21 protein-coding genes are annotated in these 15,319 nt (G+C 33.6%); 19 read left to right on the plus strand and 2 right to left on the minus strand.

What is annotated here, in order from left to right; genetic code table 11:
* The first annotated feature begins 121 nt into the window (after positions 1-121).
* From ABZP37_RS04100 to ABZP37_RS04160, 13 genes are all read left to right on the plus strand, one after another.
* Complete coding sequence (locus tag ABZP37_RS04100) at positions 122-1,063, plus strand: NADP-dependent oxidoreductase (RefSeq protein WP_366185845.1); 942 nt, start codon at positions 122-124, stop codon at positions 1,061-1,063.
* A gap of 27 nt (positions 1,064-1,090) precedes the next feature.
* Complete coding sequence (locus ABZP37_RS04105; protein WP_366185846.1) at positions 1,091-1,534, plus strand: aldehyde dehydrogenase family protein; 444 nt, start codon at positions 1,091-1,093, stop codon at positions 1,532-1,534.
* 255 nt (positions 1,535-1,789) lie between these two features.
* A complete protein-coding gene (locus ABZP37_RS04110) occupies positions 1,790-2,728 on the plus strand; it encodes an alpha/beta fold hydrolase (protein WP_366185848.1) in 939 nt (312 codons plus the stop codon).
* A gap of 5 nt (positions 2,729-2,733) precedes the next feature.
* Entirely contained in the window at positions 2,734-3,066 is a 333-nt protein-coding gene (locus ABZP37_RS04115; RefSeq protein ID WP_366185850.1) for a TfoX/Sxy family protein, read from the plus strand.
* The gene (locus tag ABZP37_RS04120; protein WP_366185852.1) at positions 3,063-3,734 is read left to right on the plus strand and encodes an NAD-dependent epimerase/dehydratase family protein; all 672 of its coding nucleotides are present in this window, start codon (positions 3,063-3,065) and stop codon (positions 3,732-3,734) included. Before ABZP37_RS04115 ends, ABZP37_RS04120 begins: the two co-directional genes overlap by 4 nt.
* A 4-nt stretch (positions 3,735-3,738) precedes the next feature.
* Positions 3,739-4,140: a hypothetical protein gene (locus ABZP37_RS04125; RefSeq protein WP_366185854.1), complete on the plus strand. Its 402-nt coding sequence runs from the start codon at positions 3,739-3,741 to the stop codon at positions 4,138-4,140.
* Positions 4,141-4,163: 23 nt separating this feature from the next.
* Entirely contained in the window at positions 4,164-4,904 is a 741-nt protein-coding gene (locus tag ABZP37_RS04130; protein ID WP_173836140.1) for an SDR family oxidoreductase, read from the plus strand.
* A gap of 16 nt (positions 4,905-4,920) precedes the next feature.
* Positions 4,921-5,556, plus strand: a complete 636-nt coding sequence (locus ABZP37_RS04135; protein WP_366185857.1) for an SDR family oxidoreductase — start codon at positions 4,921-4,923, stop codon at positions 5,554-5,556.
* Positions 5,557-5,624: 68 nt separating this feature from the next.
* Positions 5,625-6,068: a nuclear transport factor 2 family protein gene (locus tag ABZP37_RS04140; protein ID WP_173836136.1), complete on the plus strand. Its 444-nt coding sequence runs from the start codon at positions 5,625-5,627 to the stop codon at positions 6,066-6,068.
* A 159-nt stretch (positions 6,069-6,227) separates the two neighbouring features.
* The gene (locus ABZP37_RS04145) at positions 6,228-7,202 is read left to right on the plus strand and encodes an SDR family NAD(P)-dependent oxidoreductase (protein WP_217425232.1); all 975 of its coding nucleotides are present in this window, start codon (positions 6,228-6,230) and stop codon (positions 7,200-7,202) included.
* Positions 7,203-7,277: 75 nt separating this feature from the next.
* On the plus strand, positions 7,278-7,991 hold the full coding sequence (locus ABZP37_RS04150; protein WP_173836134.1) for a DNA alkylation repair protein: 714 nt from the start codon (positions 7,278-7,280) through the stop codon (positions 7,989-7,991).
* Between the two features lie 5 nt (positions 7,992-7,996).
* Positions 7,997-8,899: a haloalkane dehalogenase gene (locus tag ABZP37_RS04155; RefSeq protein ID WP_173836132.1), complete on the plus strand. Its 903-nt coding sequence runs from the start codon at positions 7,997-7,999 to the stop codon at positions 8,897-8,899.
* 203 nt (positions 8,900-9,102) lie between these two features.
* Entirely contained in the window at positions 9,103-10,038 is a 936-nt protein-coding gene (locus tag ABZP37_RS04160; RefSeq protein WP_366185860.1) for an AraC family transcriptional regulator, read from the plus strand.
* 75 nt (positions 10,039-10,113) lie between these two features.
* Here the strand turns inward: ABZP37_RS04160 and ABZP37_RS04165 are convergent, their stop codons facing one another.
* Entirely contained in the window at positions 10,114-10,725 is a 612-nt protein-coding gene (locus tag ABZP37_RS04165) for a short chain dehydrogenase (protein ID WP_173857027.1), read from the minus strand.
* 67 nt (positions 10,726-10,792) lie between these two features.
* Positions 10,793-11,419: a Crp/Fnr family transcriptional regulator gene (locus tag ABZP37_RS04170; RefSeq protein WP_366185863.1), complete on the minus strand. Its 627-nt coding sequence runs from the start codon at positions 11,417-11,419 to the stop codon at positions 10,793-10,795.
* 201 nt (positions 11,420-11,620) lie between these two features.
* Between ABZP37_RS04170 and ABZP37_RS04175 the strand changes: the two genes are divergently transcribed.
* The 6 genes from ABZP37_RS04175 to ABZP37_RS04200 all read left to right on the plus strand — a co-directional run bounded on the left by ABZP37_RS04175 (position 11,621) and on the right by ABZP37_RS04200 (position 15,312).
* Positions 11,621-12,481, plus strand: a complete 861-nt coding sequence (locus ABZP37_RS04175; RefSeq protein ID WP_366185865.1) for a helix-turn-helix transcriptional regulator — start codon at positions 11,621-11,623, stop codon at positions 12,479-12,481.
* Between the two features lie 99 nt (positions 12,482-12,580).
* Complete coding sequence (locus ABZP37_RS04180) at positions 12,581-13,030, plus strand: MoaF N-terminal domain-containing protein (RefSeq protein WP_366185867.1); 450 nt, start codon at positions 12,581-12,583, stop codon at positions 13,028-13,030.
* Positions 13,031-13,353: 323 nt separating this feature from the next.
* Complete coding sequence (locus ABZP37_RS04185) at positions 13,354-13,980, plus strand: class I SAM-dependent methyltransferase (protein ID WP_366185868.1); 627 nt, start codon at positions 13,354-13,356, stop codon at positions 13,978-13,980.
* Positions 13,981-14,073: 93 nt separating this feature from the next.
* Positions 14,074-14,502 carry a hypothetical protein gene (locus ABZP37_RS04190; RefSeq protein WP_366185870.1) on the plus strand — a complete coding sequence of 143 codons (429 nt, stop codon included), beginning with the start codon at positions 14,074-14,076 and terminating at the stop codon, positions 14,500-14,502.
* A gap of 230 nt (positions 14,503-14,732) precedes the next feature.
* Positions 14,733-14,930 (plus strand): hypothetical protein, encoded by a 198-nt coding sequence (locus ABZP37_RS04195; RefSeq protein WP_366185872.1) that lies wholly within the window; start codon positions 14,733-14,735, stop codon positions 14,928-14,930.
* Between the two features lie 4 nt (positions 14,931-14,934).
* The gene (locus ABZP37_RS04200; RefSeq protein ID WP_366185874.1) at positions 14,935-15,312 is read left to right on the plus strand and encodes a nuclear transport factor 2 family protein; all 378 of its coding nucleotides are present in this window, start codon (positions 14,935-14,937) and stop codon (positions 15,310-15,312) included.
* Positions 15,313-15,319 lie beyond the last annotated feature (7 nt).

Genomic DNA, 15,319 nt, shown 5'->3' on the forward strand with positions numbered 1-15,319 from the left:
TTGATTTACATTTAGTTACAAATTTATTTCATACTATACTTCTTGACCGTTATTGCACAGTATATAAACTATACATACTTTTGCCACTATAAAAATGATAGTTTAATTTAAAATTAAAAATATGAAAGCAATAGTATTAGAAAAAGCAGGTGGAATTGAAAACTTAGTAATGAAGGATATTAATAAACCTACAATAAACGAAACGGAAGTTTTAGTTGCAGTAAAAGCAATTAGTATTAATCCTGCGGATGCGAAAGTTAGATCGGCTGAAGAAGCTTTAAAATTGTTTTATGGAAAACCTACGGATGTTATTTTAGGTTGGGATATTTCAGGAACGGTTGTTTCTGTTGGTACTAAAGTTTCAAAATTTAAAGTAGGTGATAATGTATTTGGAATGGTAAATTTCCCAGGAGCAGGAAATGCATATGCAGAATTTGTGGCTTCATCAGAAGGCCATCTAGCAAAAATACCTAGCACTATTTCATTTGAAGAAGCTGCTGCTACAACTTTGGCTGCATTAACAGCTTTGCAAGTGCTTCAACATACTGTTAAAAAAGATGACAGAGTTCTAATTCACGCTGGTTCTGGTGGTGTTGGTCATTTTGCCATTCAAATTGCTAAAAGTTTAGGAGCTTATGTAGTTACAACAAGTTCTGCTAAAAATAAAGATTTTGTAATGTCTTTAGGAGCAGATGAGCATATAGATTATAAAAAACAAGCTTTTGAAGAAGTAGCTACAAATATCGATTTTGTTTTGGACGGAATGGGAGGAGAAGTATTATTCAATTCATTAAAAGTAATGCGTAATGGTGGTTCTATAATTTCATTACCAACTCCGCCACCAGTTATTGAAGAAGCTCAAAATAAAGCAGAAAATAATGTAAAGGTAGCATCTATGTTGGTTCAATCTAATGGAGATGATATGAATACCTTAAAAGAAATGTTAGCAAACAATACTTTAAAACCAACCATTTATAAAACATTCCCTTTTGCTGAAATGAGAGCTGCTCATACAGAAGTTGAAGCAGGTAGAACGGTTGGAAAAGTAATAGTTACACTTTAAAATAAGAATCTAAAAAAATATAAAAACATGAACTTAACTACAATTTTAAACAACCGTTACTCAGTAAAAGAATTTGATGCAACTAAAAAGATCTCAGAGGCAGATTTCCAACAAGTAAAAGATGTATTGCGTTTGAGTCCTTCAAGTGTAAACTTACAACCTTGGCATTTTTTAATTGCAGACACTGCAGCAGGAAAAGAACGTATTGCAAAAGGAACTCAAGGTTTCTTTCAATTTAATACCCCTAAAGTTTTAGATGCCTCTCATGTAATTGTTATTGCAGCGCGCACAAATGCCGATGATGCCTATATGAATAATGATAGTGCTTATGCACCATTTGGAGGTGTTAAAAACTCAGGATTAGGTCGTTTTAATGGACAATGGGGGGTTAAATCGTTTACCGTAGCACATTGGATTACTATTCAGAAAACACCAAGAAAATACCCGTTTAAAGCATCGGATTTTCAATAGCAGACAATGCTTTTTTATTATCGGTAAATGACGAATTACTATTATACAGTAACTAACTCGCAGTGAATTAAATACGATCTAGATTGCAGCGTTGCAACTGCGTTCCTTAAAAAGTATACAACATTCAAGAATTAGTATAAATTTTGAGTCTATAGTGTTGCTTATCTTTGTGCTAGACAAATTGTTAGCGTTTGTTTATAGATTTAAATTATAAAATCAGCAAAGAAATAACCATTTACATTAAATAAAAATACCATGGAAAACAAAATAAACACTCAAATACCTGATCCGGTAATTTTCAATAGTGATAGAAACAACAAAAAGCAGCGACCTTTTATAGTGGATAAAACGGAATATCCTTTTCAAAGTAATTGGTTCGAAAGAGACGGAGTTTCTATGCATTATATTGATGAAGGCGAAGGAATTCCGATTGTATTGACGCACGGAAACCCAGATTGGTCTTTTTTGAATCGAAATATTATTAAAGAACTTTCTGGTGAAGCTAGAGTAATCGCTTATGATTTACCTGGTTTTGGTTTTTCGGACACACCAGCAAATTATGGTTTTACGCCACAAGAGCATGCACAATGGATTAGTGCTCTTCTTTTTGAACATTTAAAACTAGATAAGTTTATTATTGTTGTTCAAGATTGGGGAGGTCCAACAGGTTTATCTGTTGCTACTAGTAATCCTGATAAAGTGTTGGGAGTTGTGATAAGCAATACTTGGGCTTGGAAAGCGGAAGGTAAAATGGTCGAATTCTCCATGTACATGAGAACGCCAGAAATGCAAGCAAAAATTATAGACGAAAACTTTTTTGCAACTACATTAATGCAAGGCTCGATTAATTCCAAATCAAGCAGTAACAAAGCCATTACAGATGCATATTCAATGGCTTTTCCAACCAAAGAGTCTAGAAAAGGAACCGCTGTTTTTCCGGCAGAAATTACCTTGGCAGCTGATTGGTTAGAAGATTTAGAAAGCAAGCTAAATACACTTCAAGACAAACCTGTTGAATTTATTTTCGGATTAAAAGATGATACAGTTGCTTCACAAGATATTCAAGATAAATGGCGTGCTATTTTTCCTAAAGCACCAGTGCAATTGTTACCTGAAGCAGGTCATTTTACACAAGAAGACAGTCCCGAGAGTTTTGTTTTTTCATTGAGGAGAATTCTAAAAAATATAAACTAGATTAAATGGCTGCTTCAACTGATTATTTAGACTTTATTTTGGATCAATTGTCCAATTGGAAAACGATTCATTACAAACGAATGTTCGGTTGTATAGGTCTGTATGCAGACGGTTTAATGTTCGGTATAATCGCCAAAGAAACTGTTTATTTTAAAGTAGACGACTCCAATAAAAACAAGTATTTAGAAGCTGGTTCAGAGACTTTAAAACTTTTTAAAAGTAACAGTGTGGTCGCTTCTTTTTATGAAGTTCCTATCGAAATTCTGGAAGATGCTAACCAAGTTATTGCTTGGGCTAAAGTCTCTTTAGAAATTCAAAAAAATAAAAATAATAAATGAAAGTAATTATAACAGGAACCACGGGTATGGTGGGACGAGGCGTTTTAATAGAATGTTTAGAATCTCCAAATGTTCAAGAAGTATTGGTCATAAACCGAAGCTCTTTGCAAATGCAGCATCCAAAATTGAAAGAAATAATTCATAAAAATTTCTTCGATTTTAGTGCTATTAAGGATCAATTGCAAGGGTATGATGCTTCTTTTCATTGCATGGGAGTTTCATCAATTGGAATGAAAGAAGAAGATTATTATCGATTTACTTACGGAATTACCGAAGCTTTGGCTAAAACGCTTTATGCTAGTAATCCACAAATGGTATTCAATTATGTTTCTGGTGAAGGAACCGATAGTACCGAAAAAGGAAAATTGATGTGGGCCCGTGTAAAAGGTAAAACCGAGAATATGATTTTGAATATGGGCTTTAAAGATGCTTATATGTTTCGACTTCAATTAATTATTCCTTTGAAAGGCATAAAGTCAAAAACATCTTGGGTAAATGCATTCTATTTTATTGCTCGCCCGTTTTTTGGACTTTTAGAAAAAAAGAAAAATAACACCACAAGTGTCAACGTTGGTCTCGCTATGATTAATAGCGTTCTTTTTGGAACCGACAACAAACTTTTAGAAAATGAACAGGTTAATAAATTAGCCAAAATTACAAACGTATAATAAAATGAAAAATTCAAACAACATGTTTAAAAAATTAGTCCTTATCACAGGTATTTTTAACTTTCCTATTGGTCTTGGAATGTTCTATCAGGCAATGTCAAATAGCACAGCTGATACATTTATTACAGGTGCGGTAACAGGTTCTTTTATCCTTTTTGCTGGAGCAGCACTTGTTTGGGCTTCAAATGATATTCAAAATAGAGCATCTATTATTGTCTGGAATGGTTTCGTTCGACTAATAGGGTTTTCGTTGGTGCAATATGCTTCCGCAAATTTTGAGGGTGTCGCTCCAGAGATGGTGGCCATCTCATTTATGGACTTAGTTTTGGCAATTGTTTATATCGTTGGTAGTGTAAAAGTTACTGGAATACCATTTTCAAAATTAATAGTAGGAAGAACTAATTAATAAAATTTTAAAAATCAAATACAATGAAAAATAATATAGAAGGTAAAGTAGTAGTAATTACAGGAGGTAGTAGTGGATTAGGAGAAGCTACAGCACGTTTTTTAGCAGAAAAAGGAGCCAAAATAGTTTTAGGTGCTCGTAGACTAGATAAATTAGAGGTAATTGCTGATGAAATAAGAAAAAGCGGAGGAGCAATTGAAGTACTAAAAACAGACGTTACCAAAGCTAATGATGTAAAGGCATTAGTTAAAAAGGCAATTGACAGTTTTGGTAAAATAGATGTAATGATAAATAATGCAGGCATTATGCCATTAGCACCATTAGCTGCACTTAAAGTAGACGAATGGGACAGCATGATTGACGTAAATATCAAAGGAGTGTTATACGGAATTGCTGCAGCATTACCAGAATTCCAGAAACAAAAATCAGGACATTTTATAAATCTTGCATCTGTTGCTGGATTAAAAGTGAGTCCAGGTGGAGCCGTATATAGCGGAACTAAATTTGCTGTAAGAGCGATTAGTGAAGGGTTAAGACAAGAAGTAGGTAAAGACATTAGAACCACCATACTTTCACCAGGTCTAATTGATTCTGAATTGCAATTAGGAAGCTCAGACGAGGCTACATCTCAGTTTGTACAACAAGTATATAAAGATGCTATTCCTGCTATTTCTATTGCTAAAGCTGTCGCTTATGCTATTGAACAACCAGATGATGTAGATATTAATGAGTTAGTAATTCGTCCTACAGTACAGGAATTTTAATGATATAAAATATATTATGAAAAAAACATTAGTTATAGGAGCAAGTGGGCAAATAGGCAAAATGCTTGTTGAAAAATTGCTCAAAGAAGAAAAATCTGTAGTTGCCTTGGTTCGTAATGAACAGAAAGGGCTAGAACTTGAAAAACTAGGAGCAGAAATTGTAGTTGGAGACCTTGAAAACGATTTTGAACACGCTTTTAAGGATTGCGATAAAGTAGTATTTAGTGCTGGTTCTGGGGGTAATACAGGTTACGATAAAACACTTTTAATAGATTTATGGGCAGCAAAAAAGGCTGTCGATTATGCTATAAAAAACAATATACAGCATTTTATTATGGTAAGTGGTCTGGGTGCTGGTGATCCTGACGAGTTTGTATCTGACTTAAAACCATATTTAGTAGCGAAGTATTTTGCCGATTATTATTTATTAGAAAGTGGTTTAGCGTATACGATTTTACAACCTGGTAGTTTAATCAATGAAAAAGCAACGGGTTTAATTAGAACTACAAGATCTGAAAATTTTAAAGAGTTAGTCATTCCAAGAGAAGATGTAGCTCATGTAATTGCGTATTGTCTAGAAAATAACGACACAAAAGGCAAAACATATGAGCTATTTAGTGGAAAAGAGTCTATTCAAGAATCTTTAAGTTAATGAACTAGTAATTCCATGGGTACAAAACAAGAGTTTTAGTACCTATGGAATTCCAAAAAAATAAAATAATGGAAAATACATTAGAACAAAGAATTCAAAAATTAGAAGATTTAGAAGCTATAAGAACACTACAGGCTACCTACGGTCATTATGTAGATAAAGGTTGGAATGGAAAGGAAATGTATATTGAGAAGCTTACTGACATATTTACCGAAGATGCTTTATGGGAAGCCCCAGGAGCTGGAGTATTAGCTAATGGGCACAAAGAAATAATGGAATCCTTTACCTCTTTTGATGCAGAAAATAAATTCTTCATTCATAGTTTTACGAACCCCATTATTGAAATTAATGAAGATAAAGCTACTGCAAAATGGATACTTTTTTCTCCAGCTATTGATGGCGAAAAAGTGATTTGTATGCTTGCTAGTTATGATAATGATTATGTTAGAACAAAAAGTGGTTGGCGTATTAAAAGTTTAAGACTTAACATGGCTAATGTACTTGGAGCTTAATAATAGGAATTAAAATAGTGACCTTGGGCACATAGAATTATAGTAAAACAATAGAAGGAAAAGAAGTTAGAGCAACTAGATGAAATAGAGATAAATGAATTGGTTATTGGTCCAATAGTACAAAAAATTAAAACCAACAATTACAAATAATAAAAAATTATGACTCAAAATAAAACAATCCACCTTGATAAAGTACTTGAAGAACATGCTCAAGATATGACAAATAAGGTGGTTGCCATTACAGGCACAACAAGTGGTACCGGATTTGTATTCGCAAGAGAAGTTGCTAAAAAAGGGGCTACAGTCCTATTGCTTAATCGTACAAGTGCAAGATCAGAAAATGCGTATAAGCAGTTAACCGAAGCGGTTCCAAACGGTAAATTTGAAGCTATAGCTTGCGATTTGCAAGATTTAGAAAGTGTAAAACAAGCAGCAGAAAAAATTAAATCGGAGTATAATGTTCTGGATGTTTTAGTCAATAATGCTGGAATTATGGCTGTAAAAGATGAAGCGACTAAAGATGGGTATGATGTTCAGATGCAAACAAATGCTATATCACACTTTCTTTTAACCAAAGAATTATACCCTTTGCTTAAAAACAGTAGTGAAGCTAGAGTCATAAACCAAACGTCGTTATCTAGATTAGGTGGACCATTAGAATCTGCCTATTTTGAGAAAAATGGAGGTAATTTAGGTGGTAATGGAACAGCTGAAGAAACCGCAAATTTTCAAGGCGCCAGATGGGAGCGTTATCACCAAACTAAATTGGCAAATGCAACTTTTACTTATGGTTTAAAAAAGAAACTTTCAGAAGCTAACGTTAAAAATATTATTTCATTATTAGCGCATCCTGGAGTAGCAATAACCAACCTTCAATCAACTTCATCTAAAACCGGTGGAATGGATGTTAACGGAGGAGTTATGAGCCAAGCACAGTCTGCAGAAGATGGTGCGGCTGGAATTATTAGAGCGGCTATGGATAAAGAGGCAAAATCTGGTGATTTTTATGGGCCTACTGAAGGGATAAGTGGTTTTCCTAATTTGTTAGAACCAGAAGAACTACTTTTTGATGAATCTAATGTAGCTATCAATTGGAATGGTTGTGAAAAAGCTGTTGGTGAATTTAAAATATAAAAACACAAACGGTTGGTGATTTCGGTAAATCTACATTAGCGAAAGAAGCCATTCCTACAAGAATTTTATAATAATATGCAAAACTATCTTCAAGAAATAGAAACAATCACTTCTAAAGCAGGTGAAACCGTTCCTTTACAAAGGAAAGCTTTTAATGCCGGCTTTAGTTTTAGCCTTTTAACTTTTAGTGAACAACTAGAGATTTGGAATTATATCTGGACGAATACAAAAGTGTATAGAGCAGAAATGTTTTGTTTGTATTTCTTGGAGGAGCATATTACAAACCAAGAAGAAATGGGTGCTTCTTGGTCAACGATTAAAGTATGGCAAGACAAAATTAATCGTTGGGAAACAAGTGATAGTATTTCAAAAATATATGCGCAATTAGTAGAATATGATGCAGCACTAATTTTGCCAACGTATAAAAAATGGAATACTTCTAAAAACCCATGGCATAGAAGGCAAAGTATAGTAGGTTTACTTTATTATAGCGCACATAGAAAGCACTATTTACCTTTTCATGTACTTATAGATTTGGTAGCACCTTTAATTTCTGACAACGCTTATTATGTGGAGAAAGGCGTGGGTTGGACTCTTAGAGAAATAGGAAATATATACCCTAAAGAGCAGGAAGAATTTCTATTTGAAAATGCAACTAAAATTTGTGCTTATGGATATAGTGCAGGTACGGAAAAATGGGATAAAACAAAACGAGAAAAACTGAAGGAAATTAGAAAAGTGGGAAGAGTTTTAAACCGCAAAAGTTCAATTTCAAAATTTAATAAATAAAAAATATGACCAACAAAAAACAAATATCAGCAGCGTTTCCTTTTGAATCTAAATTCCAAGAAGTATTAGATTCTAAAATGCATTATGTAGATGAAGGAGATAAAAATTCAGAACATACTTTTTTACTAATACACGGTAATCCTACATCAAGTTATTTATGGCGTAATATTATTCCGTATGTAAGTGCCTTAGGTCGTGTAGTTGTTCCAGATCTTATTGGAATGGGTAAATCTGACAAGCCAGATATAGACTACACATTAAAAGATCATATTGCTTATTTAGATGCATTTGTTGAAAAGTTAGGGCTAAAAAACGTCATTCTAGTAATACAAGATTGGGGTTCTGGTTTAGGTTTCAATTATGCCAATCAGCATAGAGAAAATGTAAAAGGAATTGTGTTTTTTGAAGCTATGGTTCAAGTTTCTTATTGGAAAAATACGACTAAAGAGACCGAAGCACTATTCGAAAAATTTCGTGACCCTGTAGAAGGACATAATATGATCGTTAAAAACAACTTCTTTATTGAAGCTATGCTACCCATGATGGCGGGCAGAGAATTAACTCAAGAAGAAATGGACCATTACCGAGCGCCTTATTTGGAAGAAAAGAGCCGTAAACCACTGTTTATGTGGCCTAGTCAAATTTCGTTTGATGGTGTTCCAAAATTCACTACAGACATTGTTAATTCATACAATGAATACCACAAAAATTCTGACGTTCCTAAGTTGTTATTCTATGCAGAACCAGGTCTCATAATTAATCGAGAATTAGGTGAGCATATAGCTGCAACTTGGAAAAATATTACTGCAGTAGATTTAGGTGAAGGAAAGCATTATCTACAAGAATCGCATCCACACGAAATTGGAGAAGGTATTGTAGATTGGTATAAAAAAACACTAAATAAATAAAAAGATAAATCTAGATTTTAGTTTAAGCTTTTCTGTTATAATTGAAAATAACAGGTTACAACTACATATGAAAATAGCAGTTTAGAGCAAGTTTTACAATTTTGTTCTTTTCTTCTATATTTGTTTATAAACCGAGAATCATTAATTGCTGTTAACGCAAATACCTTATAGCCCCAAAGGCTTTAACTTTATACAATGTAAAAATGGAAAACAAAAAGGAAGAAAGTAAAAGCACATTTTTTAAGATTAAAACGATTAGTCAATTGCATGATGTTTTAGAATATGAAAAACCATGTCATCCTTTAATTACTGTTTTAGATTTGTCCAAAGTTGCTTTTACTGATGAAGTGGTGCATAAAAAAGTGAGTGTCCCTTTTTATAATATTACTTTAAAGACAAAAACATCGAACGCATTTAAGTACGGTCGAGACTTTTTTGACTTTACCGAAGGAGCACTATTAGGAGTAGGACCAGATCAAGTAATTGAGATCGATTATATATCCGAGAAAGGCGAACTGGAAGGCTGGTCACTTTATTTTCATCCGGATATAATACGTGGTTCTGGATTAATGGAAAAATTGACAGACTATGGTTTTTTTGGCTATGATACCAACGAAGCGCTTCATATTTCGGATAAAGAAAAGCAAACGCTAAATGGTATTGTTCTAAAAATCCAAGAAGAGTATAGCGCAAACCTAGATGAGTTTAGTCAAGATGTTTTGGTTTCGAATATCGAACTGTTATTCAATTATATAAAACGTTTTTACAACAGGCAGTTTTTGACTCGAAAGTCCCAAAATACAACGGTTCTTAGTCAGTTCAATGGTTTACTAAAGAGCTATTTTGAGTCGGAAGACATTCGTTTGAATGGCTTGCCTAAGGTGCATTATTTTGCCGAAAAACTGCATCTTTCGGACAGTTATTTGAGTGATTTATTGAAAAAGGAAACCGGTAAAAATACCCAAGATCATATTCATTTTTATATGATCGAAAAGGCTAAAAATTTATTGATTAATACGAATAATTCCGTTTCGGAGATAGCATTTAATTTAGGTTTCGAATATCCGCAATACTTTAGCCGATTATTCAAAAGCAAAACAGGACAAACTCCTGTGGCGTATCGCAAACAGTTGAATTAATCCTAAAATTTAAAATAAACAAAAAAAAGGCGTTTGATTAAAATATCAAACGCCTTTTTCTATTTTCAATATTGATTAATAAGCATCAACAAAAAGTACTTGACCAGTGATGAATCCATCAACAGAACGCTCAAAAGCTTTCCCTACTAATCTACCAGGAACGGGTTCAAATCCAGGCATCATTTCACCATATACATCCCAAGCTTCTTCTAAAACCGTTGGATTTATAGAGTTGATACGAATACCGCGAGGCATTTCAAAAGCCACACATTTAACAAACGTATCTATTGCGCCACTTGTAGTTGCATCTGCAATTGCAAACGGAATTGGTTTTGTGTTTAAAATCCCTGTAATTAGCGTGAACGAACCTTTATCAGCAATGTATTCTTGACCAATACGTACAAGATTAATTTGCCCCATCATTTTGCTCATAATGGTAGTCATCCATTGTTCTTCGGTCATTTCAGTGAAATTAGCATATTCACAAACTCCAACAGTATTTACTACGGCGTCAAAATGCCCTACATCTTTGTATAACTTTCTTAAAGATTCCTCACTTGTGATGTCTACTTGAAAATCGTAGTCAGCAGCCGAACGTCCTGCAGTGATTACTTTATGTTTTCCTAAGCCGCTTAATGCTGCTTGACCCATTTTTCCGTTTGCTCCAATTAAGATTATCGTTTTCATATATATTTTGTTTTAAAGTTATATGCAAATTTATGAAGGACGTAAAGAGTAGGACTAGGACATTTGTCTAATAAGTAATATTGGCCCTAATGCGGCTTAGATGCCTTTGGGTAATTCCTAAATAGGAAGCAATGTGTTGCAAAGGTATTTCTTGTATCAGTTTGGGTTGCTTGTTCAATAAATCTAAGTAACGTTGCTGTGCCTTATCTTTTTGATGGTTGAAAATCCAACTCTCAAGATCAACATACTCTTTTTCTGCAATGATTTTTAAAAACTCCAACCATTTGGTATTTGACTTGGCTAACTCTTCCAACTTCTTTTTTGGGATCGAAATAATCTCAGAATCGGAAATAGCTTGCAAGTTTTCCTGAGATTTGTTTCCAGATATAAATGACGAGTACGCCATTAGTAAACTATTTTGAAAAGTAAAGCAATAGGTAATTTGGTCGTCAGCATTCGAATAATAAAAAGACCGAAAAATTCCCGAAACCACATAAGATAGATTGTCGCAAATTTCGTCTTGTTGCAAGAAAAAATCATTCTTTTTTATCGTTTTGTATTCACAAAGAGCTAAGAAGTGGGTGATTTCTTGACTGGTAAATAGATTAAATTTTTGTAGATACTCTTCCATTTTAAGCCTTGTTTTTATGTTTCTCCCAATCGAATGTAACAATGCTGTTAATTCTCTTTTCAATTTGGGCACAATTTAGCAAAATCCATCAAACCATCTCCTTTTAATTCATTTTATGGGATCGAAAAGGTCCAAAAATCGATTGTTGATATAGGAAGTAGTCAATTATATTTTCGAAAAGCAACTTTCAAAACCTTTTGTTAATCCTTTTTCTACTATTCCTCAATGCCACAATTTTTAGTAATTTGCACAAAAAAATAGCGGTTGAAAAACATTCCCAATATATCATTTCAAAGTGTCGAGAAATCAAAAGATTTTGAGTGTTTGAATTTGGCGGACTTATTCGCCAGAATGCCAGACATAGTAGATCACAATCCTACGCAACCGCATCGCATATCTTTTTTTGCTTTATTATTAGTAACCAAAGGATTTGGTACCCATCAAATAGATTTAAAAGAATACGATTTAAAAGCAGGAACAGTGCTTAAAATTGCCAAAGGACAAGTACATGCTTTTCAGAAAAACGCAAAATATGAAGGCTATTTAATCATTTTTACCGAAGATTTTGTAGTGAATCATTTTTCGAAATCTTCGATAAATATGATTTCGCATTTGTACAATTACCATATTTCGTCGCCTATATTTAGTAATGAAGCTGGAAATAAAATCTTTTTGGACCAACTAATGGTAGAGGTGAAAAACGAAAATAATTATGCCAAAGAAAACATTGTTGCTGCTTTACTCAACTTGTATTTATTGCGATTGGAGCGAGAATTCAATGATACTTTAGAAAATAACAATTCGAACCATTACGCTATTTTTATTCAGTTCAAAAACTTGGTTGAAGCCCATTATACAAGCACTCGCAACGTAAAAGACTACGCCAATAAATTGTTTATTTCGACCAAACATCTCAACCAAGTAGTCAAAGAATTCACTTTGAACACCGCTAAACATTTCATAGACGATTTTGTGATTCTCGAAACTAAAAGAGCGATGGTGAGTTCGAATAATAGCCTTAAAGAAATTGCCTTTGCAGTTGGTTTTGACGAGGTAACCAATTTTACCAAATTCTTCAAAAAACATACTGGCACTACGCCAAAACAGTTTAGCGGCGACTTATAATCTCTAGGATTCGCATATTTACCATTAATTGTCTACTATTGACCTACTTAACTGTCATAGGATGAGGTAATTTTGTATTTAATCTTAAAGACTATAAAAATGAAAGCAAAAGTATTTACCCTTATTTGTTTGGTACTATTAGGTACTGGACTTGGTTTTGCACAAAACAAAACAGCCGAAGAAAATAAATTCCAATTTGAGCAACCAGAACATTATTTAGATGGTTACTCTTTAAATTTTCAATATCAAAATGGAACTGCTCTACACATGGAGTTTTATGACGGTATGGCAAAATACGAATGGATTTCTGGTCCTTCAAAAGGAAACGGAAACAAAGATATTCCCTATCGTTCTAGTAAAATTGGTAACGATCTTTACTTAATCAATTGGCACGAAGTGGATAAAAAAGATTATCTAACCATCGTTTTTGATTTCGAAAAAATGACCATGCACAGCTCTATTATCGTTGGTTATGAGAATAAACCCGAACGAACTTTGAAAACCGTTTTTAAAAGAGGAGTTATTGATCATTTAAAAAGAGGTGAATAACGGTTATAGATACTAATTAATTAGCAAAATAGTTAGTGTAATAATTTTTACTAAGGCACTTCAATTAGTGATAATTAGTGCAATTCGTGACAAACAACACCTAGAATTTTACTCGATAACTTCATGATGTTAATTAGTGTAATTGTTTTTACTAAGTCATTTCAATTAGTGAAAATTAGTGCAATTCGTGTCAAACATTAACTTTAGTGTTGCTCTTTTGTATGTAGCACATCAGTAGACTCCAGCTTCAGATGGAGGCAATTCTGAGTAATAAACAGGAATACCAGTAGCAGGTGGTATTCCTTCATTTAAAATAAAATGATATGAACACCACCACAGTAGCACCAATAGATTTTGTTTTGGAAGCCTTATACAACGATGCTAAAAAAGATCGTTTAAAAATGGCTATAAATTGTTTGAAGTTCGCCTTTAGAGCCATGCAACCTTCCGATTTTGAAGACTCTTATCTTTCGATAAGTAAAGAACAAGGAGCCGATTTAGTGCAAATGATTATAGAAAACAATCTTAAAAATATAGTTGAATTTGGTACTTCGTTTGGAATTTCGACTTTGTTTTTGGCAAAAGGGATTTCGCAAACTAACGGTCACATTATCACCACCGAATTGATTGCCTCGAAAGCAAAAACAGCAATGCAAAATTTTGAAGAAGCAGGAGTTGTAGATCAAATTGAGTTACGAATTGGTGATGCAATGGAAACATTAAAAGATCATAAAAAACCAATCGACTTATTACTTTTAGACGGCTGGAAAGATTTGTATTTGCCTTTGTTTCAGTTATTGGAACCTAACTTTCACGAAAAAACAATCATTTATGTCGATAATGCCGACATGGCAGAATCGCAATCTTTCCTGAAAAAAGTTGGTCAAAACGCTAAATATCAGTTTACTAGTCAATACAATGGCAAGGTCGTAATCATCACAATAAAATAGGTAAAGGCACACATTTACCATTTTCAACCGAGGATTTACCTTTAGAAAATGGTGGTATAGAAGCAACTTTGTAGAAATTAAACTTTTATAATTATGACAAAATTGAATACTATTAAAATTCCATTGTGGGTAAACATAATGCAGAGCATATTAGTCTTAATAATGCTTGGGCAAGTATACATGTATTTTTTGAATCACCAAATGATGATAGATTCCGGAATTCATACAGAAGGTATTCCGAACCTAAATCTAATTTATGAAATGGGAGCGCGAACCCTAGTAATGGCCTTGATTTCAATTTATGTAATGGTAACCCAAAATCCACAACAATACCTCGTTGTGCTTATAATGAACATACTAAGAGAAGGATTTGAAACCATTATTGACCCTCTTTATCCTTTATTAAACGCTCCCGCTTCGCCAATGGTAGATGTAGTAATGCACATAGTAATTGTAGCGGTGGAAGTTCTAGCTTTTGTTACCGTTTTCAAATTAGTAAAAAAGAATTCTATAACTGTTTAATACCAAACAAACAATAATTTATGTCGGTAATACCGACATGGCGGAATCACAATCTTTTCTGAAAACAGTTGGTCAAAATTCTAAGTACCAGTTTACTAGCCAGTACAATGGCAAACTAGTAATCATCACAATAAAATAAGTAAAGGCACACATTTACCATTTTCAACCGAGGATTTACCTTTATGAAATGGTAATATAGATGCAATTTTGTATAAATTAAATTAAAAAACATGAGTCAAGTAGCAGTTTGCCCAACCTGTGGCAACAATTCAAAAATAAAAGAAGTCAACGGAGAGGTAACTTTTCAAGCCATTCAAGATGAAGAATTGATCAAAAAAATTGGTCAGTTAAAAAACGCCATGGAAAAATTCAAGTCAAAAGCAGAGGCTTTAGAAAAAGAATTAGAAGCTTTTAAATCAAAAAAATAAGAGTATGAATTTAGATCAAAATAAACAAAATGCCATTGCTTTTTATAAAATGGCATACGAGGGAAACCCGGTTCAGGCGGTCGCAATGTATGTGGGTGAGGATTATATTCAGCACAATCCAATGGTGGGTGATGGGCCTCAGGCGTTTATAGCTTATTTTGAGAGAATGCAAAAAGAGTTCCCTGTCAAAACGATTGAATTCGTTCGCACCATAGCCGAAGGTGATTTGGTTGCGCTACACACACATCAAGTTTGGCCAGATGAGGATGAGTATGTCACAATGGATTTCTTTCGTTTTTCTGACGATGGTAAAATAGTGGAGCACTGGGACAGTATTCAGCAAATTCCCAAAACGGCATTAAATGCTAATAAAATGTACTAAGAAGCAG

The sequence above is a fragment of the Flavobacterium ovatum genome (assembly GCF_040703125.1).
Lineage (GTDB): Bacteria > Bacteroidota > Bacteroidia > Flavobacteriales > Flavobacteriaceae > Flavobacterium > Flavobacterium ovatum.